Raw genomic sequence first — 20,129 nt, 5'->3', positions numbered from 1 at the left:
AACGGGCGTCAGATTATTGACCCACAGAGCTGACAATTTTTATTTGTTTGTCGTCTGGTACTTCCTGATAAGACAGGACATGTAATCCAGCGACTGAATATTTTAAGAACCGTGACAAGACCGGGCGCAACATGCCGGAGGTCAATAACACCGCCGGCTCGCCTGCCAGCTCTTGTTGCTGACTGGCCTGTTGCAGTGATTGTTGCAGTTTGTCTGCCAACCCTGGCTCGATACCTGCGCCATCTTCACCGCCTGCCTGAAGAGACTGGTGCAACATCTGTTCCAACTCTGGCGCCAAGGTTATGACGGGGATTTCCCGGCTGCCTGAGGTAATCTCCTGCACGATGAGGCGTTTGAGCGCAATACGAACTGCCGACACCAGCACATCCGGATCCTGACTCTTCGGCCCGTATTCACTTAAGGTCTGCACAATCGTGCGCATATCGCGGATGGGAACCCCTTCAAACAACAGGGTTTGCAGTACCTTCACTACCGTACTCAGTTGCAAAATATCCGGCACCAGCCCTTCTACCAGCTTAGGACTGGTTTTCGCCAGCATATCCAGCAGTTGCTGTACTTCTTCATGACCTAACAGCTGATACGCATTATTGGTTAACAACTGACTCAGGTGGGTGGCAACGACGGTGGCTGCATCCACTACGGTGTAGCCAAGGGTTTGGGCATGCTCACGTTTCGCGGGTTTAATCCACACCGCGTCGAGACCAAACGCCGGGTCTTTGGTGGCGGTGCCTTCCAGATTACCGAACACCTGGCCGGGGTTGATGGCCAGCTCCTCATCATGGCTGATTTGTGCGTCGCCGATCGTGACCCCGAGCATAGCGATATGATACGCGTTTGGATCCAGGTCCAGATTGTCCCGGATATGCACTGGGGGAATAAGAAAACCCAGCTCCTGCGATAACTTCTTACGCACGCCTTTAATACGGGTAAGCAGCTCGCCTCCCTGGGATTTGTCCACCAGCGGGATCAACCGGTATCCGACTTCCAGGCCAATGGTATCGACCTGCTGCACATCGTCCCAGCCAAGCTCTTTAACTTCCGGTGCCCCGCCTTCTTCAGCTTGCAGCCCGGTTGCCGGCGCTGGCGCCTCAGCGTCCTGTTTGGCCTGCTTACCGCGAAAGTACGCATACCCTGCGGCCAGGGCAGAGAACCCCAGGAAAGCAAAGTGTGGCATCCCAGGGATAATCCCCATCACAAACAATACCCCGGCCGCAATGTACAGAGCCTGCTGATTGCCCAGCTGAGTCTGGATTTCCTTGCCCATTTCCTGGGTTTCGTTTTCCCGGGTAACAATGATAGCCGTGGCGACCGACAGTAACAGCGAAGGAATTTGCGCCACCAGGCCGTCACCGATAGTCAGGATCGTATAAACTTCAATGGCGTTGCCGAAGCTCAGGTCATGCTGGATCATGCCGATAAACAGTCCGCCGACGATATTGATCAGCATGATAAACAGGCCGGCTACGGCATCACCTTTTACAAATTTTGAGGCACCGTCCATTGAACCGTAGAAGTCCGCCTCGGCGGTAATTTCCTCGCGACGCTCACGGGCCTGGTCCTGATCGATATAGCCAGCGTTAAGGTCGGCATCAATCGCCATCTGCTTACCCGGCATAGCATCCAACGTAAAGCGAGCGCTCACTTCTGAGATACGGCCTGCACCTGCGGTCACTACTTTAAAGTTAATGATCAGCAAGATGGCGAATACCACCACACCTACCGCGTAGTTGCCGCCGATAACCACTTCGCCGAAAGCCTCAATGACTTTTCCGGCGGCGTCACCGCCTTCATGGCCGTACAGCAACACCACCCGGGTAGAAGCCACATTCAGAGCCAGCCGCAATACGGTGGCTATCAACAGCACCAGCGGGAAAATACCGAAGTCCACCGGCCGTTCGGTGAAGACGGCCACCAGGATAATGACCAACGATAAGGCAATATTGAAACTGAACAGAATATCCAGCAGAAAAGGCGGCATGGGCAGTATAACCATGCCCATAATGGCCAGCAGCACCACAGGGGCGCCGAGGCCGGTGGTTAGCTTTTGCAGCTGACTTTTGTCAAACCGTTGCAGGTAGCCTGATAACACCATGGCGAATTGTACTCACTATCAGAAATTTGACACTCGTGTCTCTCTGATGAAGTTAGTACAACTACCATGCCAGCTTGAAGGGCTCCTCAACAAAAGCATTTAAAGCTATGTGTGACAAACACTTAGTGTTACATACATTGGCAAAAGAAGGTGTGATTAGCGCCTTAATTCCGGCGGAATGGGCAAATCCTTTTTCAGTGGTTTCGGTCGCTGCGCTTTGCCTTTGCGGTAGGCTTTTAACTGATACACATACGCCAGTACCTGTGCCACCGCCATAAACAGCTTATGGGGTATTTCCTGCTCAATTTCGGTGGAATAGTAAATGGCCCGTGCCAGCATTGGCGACGGGATCAATGGCACATCGTTGGCGGTGGCAATTTTCCGGATATGCATGGCCAGCTCATCGGCCCCCTTCGCCACCAGAACTGGCGCCCGCCCACCGTTATCATCATATTTAATCGCCACCGAAAAGTGGGTGGGGTTGGTCACTACCACATCGGCATTCGGCACTTCCTGCATCATCCGTTTTGCGGCAGCCTGATACTGCAGGCGTCTTATCCGGCCTTTGACCTGAGGGTCGCCGTCTGCGTTCTTACGCTCATCTTTGACCTCCTGCTTGGTCATTTTCATTTCTTTGTTGTGTTTATATATTTGATAAGGCACATCGATGGCGGCAATCGGCAGCATGCCCAGTACCAGGATAAGAAACGCCCACTCCAGCATGTCCAGCGCGTGGAAAATATTCCCCGGGTACAGCTCTACATCCAGATGCAGGGCTTCATCGCGAAAAATTGTGAGCGCCAGCAGCGCCATGGCAGCAATAACAAAGAACTTGGCAATGGCTTTAATCAGCTCCACCAGACCGTTCATACCGAACATGCGTTTGAAGCCGGCAATGGGGCTCATTTTGTTGCCCTTAAACTTCGCCCCCTCCCAGGTGAAATTAAACCCACCCAGCGCAATCGAGCCGTAGATACCTGCCACCATCGTCACTGTCATGTAAATAAGCACGGGCGAACTGATATTCATAAACGCTTCGCCCCACGCCGAAAACATATGCGTGACGTCGTAGGTTTCATCCCGGGAGAGCGAGAACGACCGGCGGGTAACAATATACAACGCTTGGGCGATTTGGCCGCCCAGCACCAGAAACATGATGGCACTGCCAATCAGCACCAGCGTGGTAGACAACTCGCGGGATCGGGCCAGCTGGCCTTTCTTTTTGGCGTCGTCGAGTTTTTTCCCCGTGGGGTCTTCTGTTTTTTCGTGCGTATCGGCCATGCGCTATACTCCTAGGGCGGACATATCCGCAACAGTTCACACATAAACTGCTGTGCCCGGGTCCACTGCAGCTCAAAGTGAGTAATGAAGTTTTCCATGGTGATCCAAATGATAATAAGCCCGGTGACCTGCGCAATGGGAAAACCGATACTGAAAATATTCAGCTGTGGCGCCGCCTTGGTCATCACCCCAAATGCCAGGTTAACAATAAGCAATGACACAATCGGCGCTAACGACAGCGTGAGGGCTGACACAAACATCCATCCGCCCCAGTGTGCAATCGATCTGAGTTGATCACCACTGAACCATTCCGCGCCAATGGGAAAGGCCTCAAAACTGATAACAATCATATGAATCATCGACAGGTGCCCGTCCATCGCCCAGAACAGCAATGTGGCCAGGATTAGATAGAACTGACCCACCGCGGGTACGTTGATGCCGTTCACCGGGTCAACGATAGAGGCAAAGCCCAGGCCGGTCTGCATTGCAACTACCTGCCCTGCCAGTACGAAGGTATTCAGTACCATCATAGAAACAAAGCCTATCGCAATCCCGATCAACAGCTGCTGAATAGCCAGCACAAAGGTTCCCACATTGACCATATCAGTCACCGGTGACGGCGGCACCACGGGCATAATGACCAGGGTAAGCATGACTGCCAGTAATGCTCTGACCGGCGGCGGAATAGACTTGGCACTCAATCCAATCATGGCTGCGAATAACCCGGATATACGCATAAACGGCAGCAACATATCAGCCAGAAACTGATTGATGGTGCTCAAATCGTATTCCATGGTTAGCCCACCACCTGCGGAATAAGGTCGACCATGTGAAAGAAATAATCCATCAGTTGCTGTACCAGCCAGTTGCCGCCCCAACTCAGGGCCAGCAGGGTCACCAGCAGTCTTGGCAAGAAGCTCATGGTTTGCTCGTTTATGGACGTGGCGGCCTGAAACACCGCCACAATCAGTCCCACGATCAAGCTGGGCACGATAACAGCGGACACCAGCATGATTACCATGAACATGGCTTCGCGGAGAATTTCGACAAATACCTCTGGTGACATGCTGCTCTCCTATACACCCATACCGAAGCTGGTTGCCAGGGTACCGAAAATCAGATTCCAGCCATCCACCAGCACAAACAACATCAGTTTGAACGGCAGCGATACGATCATGGGTGACAGCATCATCATACCCATGGCCATTAGAATGGAGGCCACCACCAAGTCGATGATCAGAAACGGAATGAACAACATAAAGCCAATTTGAAAGGCGGTTTTCAGCTCACTGGTGACAAATGCCGGTATAAGGATTGTCAGCGGTACGTCGGCGGGCTCCTGATACTTATCTTCTTCACCGGCGATGCGCACAAAGGTTTCCAGATCTTTCACCCGGGTTTGCGACAGCATAAATGCGCGCATGGGCCCCTTCGCCTGCTCGAGTGCTTCTTTGGAGCTCATCTCTTCTTCCAGGTAAGGCTGTAAGGCACGCTCGTTAATCTCGTCGAACACCGGCTTCATAATGAACATGGTCAGAAACAGGGTCACACCGATGAGAATTTGGTTAGACGGCGATTGCTGCAAACCAATGGCCTGGCGCAAAATTGACAGTACCACGATGATGCGGGTAAATGAGGTCATCATCATGATGAAGGCAGGAATGAGACTCAGCGCTGTCATAATAAACAGCGCCTGCAGCGTCATAGTGTAATCCTGCGTACCATCCGGATTAGTGCTCACCGTAACCGCAGAAATTCCCTGTTGGGCCATTACCGGTTCGGCGCCGAGCGCCCACACAATTACAGCTGCGGCTATTAGCCCAAAGCAACGACTAACGTTCATGGCCAGGCTCCTTTACCGCCGGATTTAACTTACCTGCCATCGCGGCGACCAGCTTTTGTTTAAACTGATCGGCGGAGGGAGATGAGGCGGGCTTACTTACTTCCAGAGGTTTGTCGAGCTTGCTCAGATGGTTAATGTTATTCGCGGTGACGCCCACTAAATGCTGCTCGTCGCCTACCTGAATAACCATAATTTTTTCTTTTGCTCCGGCCATCATACTGGAAACCACGGTCATTTGGGCGTTACCACTGTGAGTGACATTAAATCGACGCATTACCCAGGCAAGCGCAAAGATAATCCCGACCACCAGCAAAAGTGATAGAAAAATTGACAGTACCGACGTGGGATTAGTGATTGATTGCGTGCTTTGAGCGACAGCAGAAGGGGAAGCAGCAAGAGGGAGCATTGCGCAACCTCCTGCTTTCAAAAGAGTTTTACCTGAGTTTTTTAATTCTCTCGATTTGACTAATAACATCCGTTAACCGAATCCCGAACTTATCGTTGACTACTACTACCTCTCCATGAGCAATCAACGTGCCATTAACCAAAACATCTAATGGCTCGCCCGCCACCCGGTCCAGTTCCACCACCGAGCCCTGGTTCAGCTGCAATAAATTTCGGATACTGATTTGGCTGCGCCCCACTTCCATAGAAATGGTAACCGGGATATCCAGGATAGTATCTAGCTTTTTCTTTTCTTCCTGGGAGATAGGCGCGTCGTCAGACAGTTCATCGAGCTCAGCAACCCTAACGTCATCGCCGTCGTTGCCGCCCTCGCCCTGCTCATCAGCTTCTGAATCGGCCTGCTCTGCCATGGCAGCAGCCCAATCGTCCATGCCGTCTTCTTCACTCATAGGATTGCCTCTTGTCGCAACGACCTGTTACAGGTCTTCTTCGAGTACTTGCAGCTCCGCATCGTTATCGATGATACGACCGCCGCGTGTTAATAACTGTAGTTCAGATTTCACCGACGTTGGCCGCGGGATCTTTTCTGTAATCTTCAGTGCCAAATGGTCACGGGAACGCCCAAGCTTCGCGCGGAAGGTGGGCAGATCCTCAATCAGCACAGTGATATGCTCCGGCATTTCCACCGGAATAATGTCACCCTCTTTAAATTCCATGACATCTTTCAATGGTACATCCACATCCAGCATATGGGTGGTAAGTGCCACTTTCACATCCATAATTTCATCGCGCAGCGCCTTGCTCCAGCGCAAATCAGTGTCTTCTTTATCACTCTGAACGCCGGCATCCAGCAGTTCGCGGATGGGCTCCAGCATGGAATACGGCAGCGATACGTGAAAGTCCCCCCCGCCGCCATCCAGCTCAATATGAAAAGAACTGATCACCACCACTTCGGTGGGGCTCACAATGTTGGCCATGGCCGGGTTTACTTCTGAATCGAGGTATTCAAAAGACACGTCCATTACCGGCGCCCAGGCTTCTTTATAATCTTCAAAGATGATTTTAAGAAGCATTTGGATAATCCGGCGCTCGGTAGGTGTGAACTCCCGGCCTTCAATTTTGGCGTGATAGCGTCCGTCACCACCAAAAAAGTTGTCTACCAGAATAAACACCAGCCGCGCTTCCATGGTAATGAGTCCGGTGCCCTTAAGCGGGCGGAAACGCACCATATTCAGACTGGTAGGTACAAACAGGGTATGTATGTACTCACCAAACTTGATCATCTGAATGCCATTAATGGAGACTTCGGCGGAGCGACGCATCATGTTAAACAGGCTCACCCGCATATGCCGGGCGAATCGCTCATTAACGATTTCCAGGGTGGGCATGCGTCCTCGGACAATTCTGTCCTGTGAGGAGAAATCATACTCCAGCGCAGACGAATCCGAGGGCGAATCGCTGACCTCTTCTTCTTCTACGTCATCGACACCATGTAACAGGGCATCGATTTCGTCTTGGGATAATAAATCACTCACATGGCATTCCTGTTATTGCATGACAAAGCCGGTGAACAACACCCGCTCAACAACTTTGGCACCCGCGATATCCTGCATCGCAGTCTGTACTTCCTGAGCTGCCTTGTCGCGCAGTTCAACTTTTCCCGCTTCGGTCACCAGGTCATCCGCATTAGCGGAACTGAATACCTGGAGCAACTTGCCTTCAATTAACGGGATATGAGACTTGGCTATTTCTTCGTTATCGGACCCGCGAACCAATAACTGTACTTTTATCTGCACCAGCCGGTCACGACCGCTGCCGGGGACATTAAAGACAAACGGCCGTGGCATCGCCACATATAACGCGGTGCCTACCTGGGCGTTTGCTGCCGGTGCCTGCGCTGCTGCGCCATCAGTAGCAGCCAGCTGCGCGGCTGCTGGCGTGTCATCGCCGGTAAACAGGAAGAAATATGCGGCCCCGCCGCCCACAATCAGCACGACGGCAATCATGATGATCATCATCATTTTGCCTTTCTTCTTGCCATCTTCCTCGATTTGTAATTCTTCTTCTGCCATGGGTAACCCTTCTGTGTTTGCTAGGGCGTATTATCGGGCTTCAGCGCTAAATGGCAATGCTGCTAAAGTCAAAGTGCACGCTTTTTTACGCATAGTAATCAATTCCGCCCCGGCTTTCACGGGTGATTGGCTGTTCTATCACCGTATGTTCCTCTTCATCGTCGCTGCGCTGACCCCGGCCAGCAAACTGACCGTCAGTCTCGTCGCCGGTACCCTCCTCGCCACTACCCTGTTGCTGTACGAATGACTCTCCCAGCTCAATACCCTGCTCAGCCAGCATATCCCGTAGACGGGGCGCTGCATCAGCCAGCGCGTCTTTTGCCTGCTGCGACTGCACCACAAAGTTAACGCTGGCGGTATCGCCGTTCACATTAACCCGGACCTGCATACTGCCCAGTTCGGGCGGATCCAGACGAATTTCGGCCATCGGGTTACGGGCGTTCACCATCCAGCGGATTTTTTCGTGAAGCTGCTGTTGCCCCTCAGCTTTAGTAATATTTACCGGTTTATCCAGCCCGTCGGCCTGGGCCTGCGCTTTAGTAGACTCACTGCGAACCTGACTATTCTCCTGAATAACCGCATCGGTTGAAACCAGCTGTGAACTGACTACCTGGGCAGCAGTACTTTGCGCGCTACTCAACATCATATGCAGCTGAGAGACCTGCTGTTCAGCCTGGGACAGCATGTGCGGTGTAACCGGTATATTGGCATCACGAAGGGCATCGGTGACTAACGCTTTCAAATCAATTCCCGGTTCTCGCCCCTGCGCCAGCTGCGACTGTATTTCCTGAATACCACCTATAATAGACTGCTTCACCTGCTGGTGTTGCTGATCGGATGCCGTTGGCGGTAACAATGCCACAACTTTTTCAGCCAGGGCTTCGGTCATTTGCTGCTGACTGGCTTCACTGCCTGCCTGCATACTCTGCATTAAACTTTTTGCCGCATCGGCGGTGGCCATGCCAGCAAGTTGTCCGGTTTGATTATTCGCGCCCACTTCGGGGCCGGGTCCAACCGGTAGCGTTTTGAGCTTTTCGCCCCCGTCTTTTGCCGCTTGCACTACTTCCGACTGCAATACCTGTAACAATAAATCAGCATCGCCTTCAGTCAGATTTGCCAGCGGCGCGTTATTCACAGTTTCGTTACTGCCGGTATTCTGACGCAGTGCCGCCATTAACTCCCCGCGCAGAGCACTCAATGCCTCTTTGTTGCTGCCCGATGCAGGTGCTCCTGTGCCTTCACTAGTCTGCTCACCTAATAGCTCAGCGATACGGGTCATGATAGGCATGATCGGCAAAATTTCCTGCTTCCCGTCGCCTTTGTCTGCCCTGTGTTCAGTGACCTTGCCCGCTGTAATTCCGGTTGCTTCTATCGCGCTGAACTGTGCAGCCTCTGCAGCCGGATCTTCGCCGTGCAGCGCTGCCAGTAATGCAGTCAGAGGATCGGTTGCGGCCTCATCAGAGGCTGCCGGTGCAGGCATGACAGGCAGGGTTTCATACCTGTCCCCGGGCTTTTCCGGAGCGACCGCCTCCCCGCTTGCTTTACGCACTGCATCTACGTAGGCCAGCCAGTCCACCTCGCCTTGCTGATCGTTTAATAAATCCTGAAGCGAGGCTTTCTCCGGCAGCGCTTTCATGTCCACCAGGTTACCGTCATTCGGTTCGTCGGTGACCGGCTCTACCGGAATGGAGGTCATCCGGTCGGCCTTACTTTCCGCAGGTTCGGCGGCACTCACCCCATCGGTTCGCTCCGGTGCATCTGTAACGTACTCAGCGTCCTCGCCGGAGCTGTTAACGCTGGCCTTGTCTGCGGCCTGGCGGGAGCGGTTCAACTCTTGATGTGACTGACGGTCACTGGTCTGGCGACCTTGCTCTGATGTTGATGCAGCTCCGCTGGTAGCAGGGTTTGCCCCCTTGTCTGCCTCGGCCGCCTGCTGAAACAGGGCGCCGAATTCGCTCTCGGTCTGCTGGGCGTCCGTCTCAGTCTGAGCGGATGATTTGCCTAAAGCGGCAATGTCTGAACGCGAAGCGGCAACTTGTTGCATCATAATGAGGTTCCTGTACACCCTGTCTCTTTGCCAGCTACCGGGTTATCTGGCTTCATCCAAGAGAACGAATCAATCGTTATACTCATTGAGCAATTATCGTTCCAATAGGCGAGACAGGGGATGGTAGCGAGGGGAATTATTTCGCGTGGAAGCGCCGGAAGTAAGCCCGGTTAGCGTATTCGTCCAGCATGTTTTGTTCGCGACGGGCTTCAAGATGCTGAGCGGCCTGCCGTTTTTTCTCCAGTAGCAGCTCTACCGCCTTGCAGCGTTGCTGCTGGGCAAGCCATTGCCGTTTGCGCTGATCTGCAGCCAGCGCTGCCTGCGACACGTACTGGGTTTGTTGCTCACAAGCTTTGTCGAGTTTACCCACGAAGGACAAGTGTTGATGGTACTGGCGGGCCTCGACACCCGACTTGCCCGTTTGCTGAATGTTCTTAAGATAATCGGTGCGGTACTGTTCGAGACTGGCCAGCTTCTGACGCTGTTGGTTCACCATGGTCTGAGCTTGCTGAAACAGCTGGGCTGCCTGTTGCTCCCGTTCTCGTTCGAATTCTGCCACCCGGGCGAGTTGTGATGACATTCAGGCTACCCCTGACCTAACCCGGTGGCCAGTGCGGTCATGCCTTCCAGGCTTTCGTCATAGGGCAATACCTGTTTCATGCCCTGTTGCAGGAACGCATTGATGGCCGGCTCGGCCCGGATAGCAAGATCGATACGCGGATCAGAGCCTTTTGCATAGGCCCCAATGGCAATGAGATCCTGATTTTGTTTGTAGTTGGAGTACACCTGTCGGATCCGGCGGGCCTGCATAAGATGTTCATCGCTGACCACCATAGGCATCACACGGCTAATGGACGCTTCGATATCAATAGCCGGATAATGCCCGCTGTCAGCAAGCGAGCGCGAAAGCACTACGTGCCCATCGAGGATTGCCCTTGCCGCATCGGCAATAGGGTCCTGCAGGTCATCCCCTTCTGTTAACACCGTATAGAACGCGGTAATTGAGCCCTGTTTGTCGCTGCCATTACCGGCACGCTCTACCAGCGCCGGCAGCCGGGCAAACACCGAGGGCGGGTAGCCCTTGGTGGCCGGGGGTTCGCCCACTGCTAACGCAATTTCCCGCTGCGCCATGGCGTAACGGGTTAGCGAGTCAATCAGCAACAGTACATTCATACCCTGATCACGGAAATATTCGGCAATGGTGACGGCAGTTTCACAGCCTTTCAGACGCATAAGCGGCGAGGTATCAGCGGGCGCCGCCACAACCACTGCACGCTTACGCTCTTCTTCGGTAAGTATGTCGTGAATAAACTCTTTGACCTCCCGGCCCCGTTCGCCCACCAGACCAACCACGACCACATCGGCTTCACTGCCCCGGGTCATCATCCCAAGCAGGACACTTTTCCCCACGCCACTGCCGGCAAACAGTCCCATTCGCTGACCTATACCTACCGTGTTCATGGCATTGATGGCGCGCACGCCCACATCCATGGGTTTGCTGATAGGTCGGCGGGACAGCGGGTTCATAGGTGGCCGGGAGGTGGGCACCCGGGTGGAGGCATTAATTGCGCCCAGTCCGTCCAGTGGCTGACCGTTGCCATCCACCACCCTGCCGAGCAACCCCATTCCCACCGCCAGACCGCCTTCGCGGTTAAGGGGCAGTACCCGGCTGCCAGGTACAATGCCACGGACCGCTTCAGTGGGCATCAGGTAAGTGATATCTTCACCGAAGCCTACAACCTCGGCTTCTATCTCGCCTTCCACCGTTTGCACCAGGCACTGACTTCCCACTGGCAGCTGGCACCCCACGGCTTCCAGTGTCAGGCCAATACCCCGCACCAGTTTTCCGGCGGCCACTACGGGTGGAACCGCCACTTGTTTAGGCAGACGGTCGAGGTAATCATGCCAGGGACTAGTCATTATCGAGCCCCTGGTTTAACAGAAATTTGTCGAGCACATCTTTGCAGCGCCGTTCAATAGAAACATCCACCGCGTTTTGGGAGGTGGTAATGTCGCATCCGCCTTCCTGCATTCCCGGCGACTCTACCAGCTGCCAGTGCTTTTCATCCAGGGTGGCCTGGCCGAAATGTTCGGTGACCCGGGCGATGTCGTTGGGGTGCATGCGTATCTGATACTGAGCTTCATTGATAGGCAGGGCCTTCAGCCCTTCTGACAGCGCCTGCAGAATAACGGTATCACTGGTGGTTGTTTCGGTTCTGATGACCGCGCGGGCCAGCGTCACCGCCAGTTTCACCAGTTGCTGGCGGGTTTCGTCGTTGGCCTGGCTAAGCGGGGCACTGAGCGCATCCGCCAACAGGGCAAAACGTTCCGTTTGCTCCTGAATTTGTTGTTGGCCCTCTTCGAGCCCCTGATTTTTACCTTCTTCGTGGCCAGCTTCATAACCACTGGCTTTGCCTTCTTCGTAACCGGCCGTGCGCCCCTCTTCAAACCCCTGGGCTTTACCCTCTTCGTAGCCTTCCTCCCGCGCCGCTTCCCGGATAGCCTCAATTTCTTCCAGCGTTGGAGGAAGCACTTCTTCTTCCTCTTCCGGCGGCTCATATTTCCAGTCTGAGCGTCGGTTAAATGCGTTGGTGCGGGAAGGATCGTCCTGCGAAGCAGGCTTCTCTACATACGGTAAGTCCCAGGACTTGGCGACTTCGGCTTCATCTGACGAAAATGGCTTTGGTTTGCTCATGATTCAGGCTGTCCTTACAGGAACTCTTCGCCGCCACCACCGCCAAGCATGATCTCGCCAGAGTCAGCCAGTCGACGGGCCACTGACAGAATTTCTTTCTGTGCGGTTTCCACTTCAGAAATACGCACAGGCCCCAGTGCTTCCAGGTCGTCGGCCAACATTTCTGCGGCACGTTTCGACATGTTTTTCATGATCTTATTCTTCAGCTCGTCATCGGCACCTTTGATGGCTTTAAGCAGCGCATCCTGTTGCACTTCCCTCAAAATAGCCTGAATGCCACGGTCGTCCACGTCCACCAGATTGTCGAAGACAAACATAAGATCCTGGATCTGCTGACTCATCTCTTCGTCCTGCTCGCGGATGGCGTCCATCAACTGGCCTTCGATAGCCGTGTCCAGGTAGTTCATAATATCGGCTGCAGACTTCAGGCCGCCCATCTTGGCTGCCTGTGTACCTGCCTGACCGGCAAACTGTTTTTCCATAATTTCGTTGAGCTCCTGCAGCGCTGCGGGCTGCACTTCTTCCAGGTTGGCGATACGCATTAATAAATCCAGGCGCACTTTTTCCGGGAACTGCGCCAGGATCTCGGCGCTTTGTTCCGGTTCCAGATAGGACAATACAATGGTTTGTATCTGCGGGTGTTCGTTGCGGATGATGCTGGCCACCTGTTTGGAGTCCATCCACTTGAGCGAGTCGAGCCCCTTGGCCCCACTGCCCATCATGATCTGATCAATCAGGTTAGCGGCCTTGTCTTCGCCCAGCGCTGCGGTTAGCGCCCGTTTCACAAAGTCCTGGCTCTGGAAACCAATGGTGCTGTAGTTCTGAATTTCTTCAATAAAATGTTTATGCACGGCAGTGATCTTGGTTTGGGTCATATCATCGACCTTGGCCATTTCACTGCCCAGCTTCTGCACCTGTTTCGGTTCCAGGTGCTTCAGTATCTGCGCGGCGTCTTCTTCGGACAGGCTCAAAAGCAATATCGCGGCTTTTTCTACGCCTTCCAGCTTACTGACGTCATAGCTGATTTCATCTTCAGTGGTTGCTAACTCTTCCGCCATGGGATTAATTCCTACTCATCTTGCATCAGCCAGCCTTTAACGACCTGCGCAGACAGCTCAGGCTCGTTGGCCACCAGGGCCCGTACTGCTTTCAGTACATCTTCATCTTTATGCAGGTCAGGTAACATCAGCGAGCCATCCGCTGCGAACCCTACCTGACCTTCATCGAAGTCCTGAGACAACATACTAATGGTCTCGTCACCCAAATCCAGTCCTTCGTCGGCATCAAAGTCTTCGTTGTCTTTGGTGGAGTCCGGGTTAATCAGTTTACGCAACATCGGACGAATTACGAATACGATAAGTACGATGATAACCAGCCCGCCGACCAGCAATTTCAGGATAGGCAGGAATTCAGGCTGCTCCCACAAAGGCACTTCTACCACTTCCCCGGTATCAACTCGGGTGAAGGGGACGCTCACCACTTCCAGCGAGTCACCCCGGGTCACGTCAAAACCAATGCCGCCCTGTAGCAGACGCCGGATATTCAGTAGCTCTTCCTGACTGCGGGGTGCCATCGTGCTCTCGCCTTCACCGGCTGAGGTTGGCACATAATCCACTGCTACCGACACACTCAGGCGGCGAATAACGCCGGTTTGTTTTTTGGTGTGGCTGATGGTGGTATCCAGCTCGTAGTTACGGGTGGCCTCTTTACTGGTACGGCCGGGCACAGGCTGTTGACTGCCGTCACCGATGGCGTTTTCCGGGATATTTGAGTCCAGTGGCGGCTGGTTAGACAGGGCACCGGGAATGCCTCCCGCGCCAGCGCCCACGCTGTTTTCTTCGACAATCATCTCACTGCGTACGGCAGGGAGATCAGGGTTATAACTACGCTGCGTTTGTTCCATCGACGTAAAGTCCATGGATACATCAGCCTGGGCGGTATAATTACCGATGCCCAACACCGGAATCAGAATTGAATCAATTTTCTTCAGGTACTCGTCTTCCCGCTGGCGCTCAATTTCATATTCTTTGCGGGCCCGGGCGCTCATGGAGTCTTGCGAGCCTGAGTTCAGTAATCGCCCGTTGCTGTCGGTCACCGTCACTTTCGACGGCTCCATGCCTTGTACAGCAGACGCCACGATATCAATAACCGAGTCAACCTCTTCCCCTTTAATCGCCACTCCGCGCTTAGCGGTCAGCACTACAGTGGCAGAGGCTTTCTTCTCCCGGCGGGCAAACACGTTTTCTTTGGGAAGTGCCAGCAACACGCGGGCTTTTTGGATACTGTCCATCGCCTGAATAGTCGACGCAATCTGTTGCTCACGGGCGTGCTTCAGACGCACCATTTCCAGCCGTTGACTGACACCAAAGCCCATGTCCTGCATGATAATGTCAGTGCCGGAGGTCGGTTCCCGGGAGAGGCCCTGGCGGGTCATACCCATGCGGATATTCTGATATTCGTCGACCCGAACCAGTACGGTGTTACCTTCCAGCTGATAATCGATTTGATTAGCATCAAGGTAATCCAGGGTTTCAATAAGCTCCTGGGTTTCCATTTTCGCCAGTGGCCGGTAGTCAGGCTCCTGCGCCCAAATTAGGATAAACACGGCAATAGCCACACAGATAACCAGCACGACGACCAGCGCCATCTGACGCATCATATCGGCACTGCCGAGCGTGTCCATAAAGCCGGATTTATTCTCCGGTTCGTTGTCTGTGCCACCTGCCTGGTCGGCAACGGCCAGGTTAGTACCTGTCGTTTCAGCCATACGTTACTCCACTTAAACCGGCATGTTCATGATTTGCTTATAGGCTTCCAGCACCTTGTTGCGCACCTGGACAGTGGCTTCAAAGGCAATGCCGGCTTTCTCTTTGGTGAGCATGACCTCAGCCAGACTCAGCGAGGGGTCGCCCAACTCAAAACGTTGTTGGGCGTCTTTGGACTGCAGTTGCATGCTGTTCACGCCTTCAACCGCATTTTTCAGCATGTCTGAAAATTCGCTGGCAGAAGGGTTTTGCTTGATCAGTTCCTGGGGTTCGTTCGCCTGCAGACGAGTTTGCCCGATCATGCTTTGCATTTCCTGATACAAACTGTTGGCTTTAACGTCCATAATCTCTCCTGGGGGATACAGTCAGATTCTTGGCTGACCCGATAACTTTGCAAGGGTTACAGCAAATAGCGCACCAACTTTAAAAGTTGTTATTGATCATAAAGTTATGGGTCATGCCAAAAAAATGACAGGAAGGTGTGTTTAAAAAGCAAGCGACCGTATCTGAACCTCGACACGTCATGCCTGAGGTACCGGATTAGATGAGGGTAAGTAAGGGCACGTTAGGCCTGGCAACACCGGGTCGGTAATTGGCGGATACGCTAAGCCCGAAAGCGCTGCACCTGCGGGTGTTGTGACAGGAAACAAAAAATCCGGCAATGCTCAGGCACTGCCGGTTCAGTAACTGCCGGATCAGGCGGGAACGTTGATGCCGTCCTCACGCATTTTGGCCAGCTTATAGCGCAACGTGCGTGGGCTGATCCCCAGCTTTTCGGCGACATCTTTGCGCTTGCCGTTGCACATCTCCAGCGTATCCAGAATAATCTGATGCTCCTGCTGGCGTAGTTCAGAGCCTAACCGGCTGGCATCTTCCGACGAATTGCTGTCCGGCGCATGGCTGGCCAGTGAGGCAGCCATATCAATCATCAGATCTGATGAGTCAATGCAATGATCCTCGCAGAGGATGAGCGCCCGTTGCACCACGTTTTCCAGTTCCCGTACGTTGCCGGGCCAGTCGTACTGGGTAAGCTTATTCCGCGCTGCCGCGCTAAGCCGGATAGTCCCCAGCCCCTGCGCCTGAGCGTGGCGGCTTATCAGATGTTCCGCCAGCGGCACGATATCACCGGGGCGCTGTGACAGCGGACGCCATACCATTGGAAATACGTTCAGCCGGTAGTAGAGATCTTCGCGGAACTCACCGGCGTCAACCGCCTGACGCAAGTCACGGTTACTGGTAGCAATCACCCGCACATTAAGCTGGACCATCTTGCGGCCACCCAGGCGCTCAACCTCACGTTCCTGTAATACCCGCAGCAACTTGGCCTGCAAGCTCAAATCCATCTCGGTAATTTCATCCAGTAACAGGGTACCGTTCTGGGCTTGTTCAAATTTTCCCGGGCAGGCTTGTACCGCGCCGGTAAAGGCCCCCTTCTCATAACCAAACAGCGTTGCTTCAAGCATGTTTTCGGGAATAGCGGCACAGTTGATTGCGACGAATGGCTCCGCGGCGCGCGCCGATTGGTCATGGATATACCGTGACAGCACTTCTTTACCCGAGCCACTGGGGCCCAGGACCATCACGGTGGCCTCCGACCGGGCCACTTTGCGGGCCAGTGTGAGCAACTCAATACTGGACGGATCGGCCACTACCGGTGTGCGACTCTCCACTTTCTGGGCAGGTGCGTAGCGCCCTACCAGATTTAGCAGCACTTCTGGCGCAAACGGTTTAGACAGATAATCTGTGGCGCCATCCCGCATGGCCTGCACCGCATCATTAATAGTGGCAAACGCTGTCATCAGCAGCACCGGCATATTCGGGTACTTACTTTTAATGGTTTTCAACAGTGCCAGGCCACTCATGCCTCCCATCTGAATATCACTGACCACCAAGTCCACCGGCTTGGCTGCCAGCGTGGTAATCGCTTCCTCACCACTGTCGACAGCGAGTACGTTATAGTTTGCCAGTAACAGGGTGTCGATAAGTGCCTCGCGCAGGCCGGCGTCGTCTTCAACGATCAAAATAGTGGTTTTGTTCATGCGTGAACTCCTGAATTCGACTGCAGTTGACGGCTTGGTTCATTATGAGCAGGCAGCGACAAAGTAAAACACGCGCCCTGATTAGCAAGGTTCGTTACGGCCAGCGTCCCTTTATGGGCATTAACCACTGACTTCACCACCGCCAGGCCGAGGCCGGTGCCATGGGTTTTTGTCGTAAAAAACGGCTCGAATATTTTATCCACCAGCTCTGTGGATACGCCCGGACCCTCGTCGCACACCGACAGGGTAATCTGGTTATCAGCGGTGGCGGCCAGGACAGTAATCGTCCCGCCTTTTGCCGTCACCTGGCTGGCGTTATTGATGAGATTCAGCAATGCGCCCTGCAGTGCAGTGAGATTGCCGGTAAATGTGGCGTCGCTGTCAAACCCTACTAAGCGCAGAGTCTGCCCGGCCTGCTGCGCAATGGCCTGGCCATTGGCCGTGATCGCCGCCGCCACATCAGATAAGGACAATGCCGCTACCACCTGCTCTTCACCAGACTTGGCAAACAACAACATGTCATTGACCTGACTTTCCAGGTCCTGCAGTCTGGCGGTAAGCTTGTTGGCAAAGTTGTGGCTGGCCTCTTCGCCCAGCCCCTTCCGGGTAAGGTTAGAGGCATATAACATAGCCGCAGACAGCGGTGTGCGAATTTGATGTGCCAGCGAGGCCACCATCTTACCCAGTGACGACAAGCGCTGCATATGGCTGACGCGAGCCTGCAACTGCCGTGTTTCGGTTAAGTCGGTCAGCACGATAAGCTGTCCAGGCTCTCCTTCTAAAGGCGTAATAGAAAGCTTCACCCGGCGTCCGTCTGTCAACGATACCTCGTGACCATCGTCGGCACGAGGCTTGAAAGAACGTTGAATGATAGTTCGCCAGATTTGCCCTTCCAGCGGTTCACCTAACAGATCCCGGGCCTGATCGTTCGCCTGGCGGACAATGCCCCGTCCATCCAGTACAATGACACCGGCGGGCATCACTTTTAACAGATGTTCAAGACGGCTGGCCTGCTGACGCAGCGACACCAGTTCAGCATCACTGGCATCCGGTACATGGGCATTATCGAATGCCGTGTACATGGACGTATGAGTATCAAATTCAGTGGTGGCGTTAACGCTACTATCGTATGCCATAGGTTCCTCGTCAAAAAGCAGACGGATTGCTTATGGCGTATTGAATTGCATTTGTTGTGCCAAAAATTAACTAGCGTATTTTCAGCATGTTAGGCAGGAATTATGGAATGGGGTAAACGTCAATAACCCGACGCTGGGTTTAGCACTGGGTCTCTCGCTGGATATCGTATTTGCGCATTTTTTCCACCAGCGTGGTTCGCCGCATACCCAGCTTGTCCGCGGCCCGTGCGACCACCCAGTCTTGTTGTTCGAGTGCCTGACGGATGAGATCGATTTCCAGTTCAGACAAATATTCTTTCAGATTGACACCCGTTTCCGGTAGCTGTGAAGGTGCCGTTTGTTCTGGCTCTGGTTCCGGCTCAGACTGATCAGCATCAGACTCTTCCGACGCTGCCGCTTCGGCGAACAAAGCATTAAAGGCGTCCCGCTCCAGCAGCTCTTCCGGATAGTCAGGCTGATAAGCTTCCACATCACCATACTGATATTTAGCCGGAAGATCCTGAACATCCACTACCTGACCGGGATACAGAATGCTCAGACGCTCTACCAGGTTGGACAATTCCCGGACGTTACCCGCCCAGTCGTGTTCCATAAGTGAGCCGATGGCCTGCTCAGTGAACCGCACCCCGTCTACACCATCGCCCTGGATACGGCTGTTCAGTTCTTGTAACAGCAGGGGAATGTCGTCGCGGCGATCTCTCAGGGCCGGGCTGTCAATGGGAAACACGTTCAGGCGATAGAAAAGATCCTCACGGAATTTTTCTTCCTGAATCATGGTTTCCAGATTACGGTGGGTAGCTGCAATAATACGTACATTACATTGCATGGGCTTACTGCCGCCGACCCGTTCGAACATACGCTCCTGCAATACGCGCAGCAGTTTTACCTGCATTTGCATAGGCATATCACCTATTTCATCAAGAAATAAGGTACCGCCTTCGGCAAGTTCAAAACGCCCCTTTCTGGCACTAATCGCGCCGGTGAACGCGCCTTTTTCGTGACCGAACAGCTCACTTTCCAACAGTTCGCCAGGAATAGCCCCACAGTTTACCGGAATAAACGGGCCGTCCTTACGGGCAGAAAGGAAATGCACATTACGGGCAACCACTTCTTTACCCGTCCCTGACTCCCCCAGAATGAGTACGGTGGCATCAGTGGGTGCCACTTGCTCAACCATTCTGCGTACGAACTGAATTTGTTCACTTTTGCCCACCAGGCTTCTGAACAGCCGGGTCTTAGCCCCACCTGAGCGCACGGCCCCGGGCTTCTGCCGGGCATATTCCTGACACCGGTGGATAGACTGAGTAAGCACCGCATAGGTTAACGGCAGCGTGATCACGCTGACCAGATTGCAGTCGGATTTGGCGCGTCCCTCGCCGTCCTGCAATCCTACGAAAGGTACGTGGGGAAACTGATTGATGAGAGCTTGTGCGGCGCGGGCGTTTGCGAAGTCAATAAGCACAGCATCTACCGTATGAGAGCGCAGATAGTCAGCGCAGGCGTCGAACGACGAATGCTGACTAGGCTCCCCTAAGAAAGTAATGATAGTTTCTAAGCTGTGTATTAGGTCGCCGTTATCACTAACGAGCAAAATATCCTTCATCCAGTCCCCGACTACGCGTTTTTATAATTAACAGTCTAGCGCATCTGCAGATTGTAACGGTAAAAGATACTGGCGCAACTGCTGATTCCTGAATTCAGGCAATAAAAAAAGCAGGTTCCCCTGCTTTTCT

Annotated in this window: 19 protein-coding genes; all 19 read right to left on the bottom strand. The window is 53.6% G+C overall.

What is annotated here, in order from left to right; all coding sequences use genetic code 11:
* Positions 1-13 precede the first annotated feature (13 nt).
* Positions 14-2,113: a flagellar biosynthesis protein FlhA gene (gene flhA / locus OCL06_RS10510; RefSeq protein ID WP_262994286.1), complete on the bottom strand. Its 2,100-nt coding sequence runs from the start codon at positions 2,111-2,113 to the stop codon at positions 14-16.
* Positions 2,114-2,269: 156 nt separating this feature from the next.
* Positions 2,270-3,394 (bottom strand): flagellar biosynthesis protein FlhB, encoded by a 1,125-nt coding sequence (flhB, locus tag OCL06_RS10505; protein ID WP_262994284.1) that lies wholly within the window; start codon positions 3,392-3,394, stop codon positions 2,270-2,272.
* A gap of 11 nt (positions 3,395-3,405) precedes the next feature.
* Entirely contained in the window at positions 3,406-4,188 is a 783-nt protein-coding gene (fliR, locus tag OCL06_RS10500; protein WP_262994282.1) for a flagellar biosynthetic protein FliR, read from the bottom strand.
* Between the two features lie 2 nt (positions 4,189-4,190).
* On the bottom strand, positions 4,191-4,460 hold the full coding sequence (gene fliQ / locus OCL06_RS10495; RefSeq protein ID WP_262994279.1) for a flagellar biosynthesis protein FliQ: 270 nt from the start codon (positions 4,458-4,460) through the stop codon (positions 4,191-4,193).
* A gap of 9 nt (positions 4,461-4,469) precedes the next feature.
* On the bottom strand, positions 4,470-5,165 hold the full coding sequence (gene fliP, locus OCL06_RS10490; protein ID WP_262994867.1) for a flagellar type III secretion system pore protein FliP: 696 nt from the start codon (positions 5,163-5,165) through the stop codon (positions 4,470-4,472).
* Positions 5,166-5,226: 61 nt separating this feature from the next.
* Positions 5,227-5,643 (bottom strand): flagellar biosynthetic protein FliO, encoded by a 417-nt coding sequence (gene fliO, locus OCL06_RS10485; protein ID WP_262994865.1) that lies wholly within the window; start codon positions 5,641-5,643, stop codon positions 5,227-5,229.
* Between the two features lie 28 nt (positions 5,644-5,671).
* Entirely contained in the window at positions 5,672-6,091 is a 420-nt protein-coding gene (gene fliN, locus OCL06_RS10480; protein WP_262994277.1) for a flagellar motor switch protein FliN, read from the bottom strand.
* A gap of 27 nt (positions 6,092-6,118) precedes the next feature.
* Positions 6,119-7,177, bottom strand: a complete 1,059-nt coding sequence (fliM, locus tag OCL06_RS10475; protein ID WP_262994274.1) for a flagellar motor switch protein FliM — start codon at positions 7,175-7,177, stop codon at positions 6,119-6,121.
* A gap of 12 nt (positions 7,178-7,189) precedes the next feature.
* Positions 7,190-7,714, bottom strand: coding sequence for a flagellar basal body-associated protein FliL (fliL, locus tag OCL06_RS10470; protein ID WP_262994273.1), 525 nt, complete (start codon positions 7,712-7,714; stop codon positions 7,190-7,192).
* Between the two features lie 85 nt (positions 7,715-7,799).
* Complete coding sequence (locus OCL06_RS10465; RefSeq protein ID WP_262994271.1) at positions 7,800-9,761, bottom strand: flagellar hook-length control protein FliK; 1,962 nt, start codon at positions 9,759-9,761, stop codon at positions 7,800-7,802.
* Between the two features lie 136 nt (positions 9,762-9,897).
* On the bottom strand, positions 9,898-10,341 hold the full coding sequence (gene fliJ, locus OCL06_RS10460) for a flagellar export protein FliJ (protein ID WP_262994270.1): 444 nt from the start codon (positions 10,339-10,341) through the stop codon (positions 9,898-9,900).
* A 5-nt stretch (positions 10,342-10,346) separates the two neighbouring features.
* The gene (fliI, locus tag OCL06_RS10455; RefSeq protein WP_262994269.1) at positions 10,347-11,681 is read right to left on the bottom strand and encodes a flagellar protein export ATPase FliI; all 1,335 of its coding nucleotides are present in this window, start codon (positions 11,679-11,681) and stop codon (positions 10,347-10,349) included.
* Complete coding sequence (gene fliH, locus OCL06_RS10450; RefSeq protein WP_262994267.1) at positions 11,674-12,456, bottom strand: flagellar assembly protein FliH; 783 nt, start codon at positions 12,454-12,456, stop codon at positions 11,674-11,676. Before fliH ends, fliI begins: the two co-directional genes overlap by 8 nt.
* A 14-nt stretch (positions 12,457-12,470) precedes the next feature.
* Positions 12,471-13,514 carry a flagellar motor switch protein FliG gene (gene fliG, locus OCL06_RS10445; protein ID WP_262994265.1) on the bottom strand — a complete coding sequence of 348 codons (1,044 nt, stop codon included), beginning with the start codon at positions 13,512-13,514 and terminating at the stop codon, positions 12,471-12,473.
* A gap of 11 nt (positions 13,515-13,525) precedes the next feature.
* A complete protein-coding gene (fliF, locus tag OCL06_RS10440) occupies positions 13,526-15,223 on the bottom strand; it encodes a flagellar basal-body MS-ring/collar protein FliF (protein WP_262994263.1) in 1,698 nt (565 codons plus the stop codon).
* A gap of 12 nt (positions 15,224-15,235) precedes the next feature.
* The gene (gene fliE, locus OCL06_RS10435; protein WP_262994262.1) at positions 15,236-15,565 is read right to left on the bottom strand and encodes a flagellar hook-basal body complex protein FliE; all 330 of its coding nucleotides are present in this window, start codon (positions 15,563-15,565) and stop codon (positions 15,236-15,238) included.
* 351 nt (positions 15,566-15,916) lie between these two features.
* Positions 15,917-17,260: a sigma-54-dependent transcriptional regulator gene (locus OCL06_RS10430; RefSeq protein ID WP_262994260.1), complete on the bottom strand. Its 1,344-nt coding sequence runs from the start codon at positions 17,258-17,260 to the stop codon at positions 15,917-15,919.
* Positions 17,257-18,396, bottom strand: a complete 1,140-nt coding sequence (locus tag OCL06_RS10425) for a sensor histidine kinase (protein WP_262994258.1) — start codon at positions 18,394-18,396, stop codon at positions 17,257-17,259. The genes OCL06_RS10430 and OCL06_RS10425 overlap by 4 nt, the downstream gene beginning before the upstream one ends.
* A gap of 139 nt (positions 18,397-18,535) precedes the next feature.
* Positions 18,536-19,999: a sigma-54 dependent transcriptional regulator gene (locus OCL06_RS10420; RefSeq protein ID WP_262994256.1), complete on the bottom strand. Its 1,464-nt coding sequence runs from the start codon at positions 19,997-19,999 to the stop codon at positions 18,536-18,538.
* Positions 20,000-20,129: the final 130 nt, after the last annotated feature.

This window comes from Alteromonas salexigens, from assembly GCF_025628895.1.
In the GTDB taxonomy this organism is placed as follows: domain Bacteria; phylum Pseudomonadota; class Gammaproteobacteria; order Enterobacterales; family Alteromonadaceae; genus Alteromonas; species Alteromonas salexigens.
The sequence above is the reverse complement of the archived record's forward strand: the minus strand, read 5'-3'. Positions and strand labels throughout refer to the sequence as shown.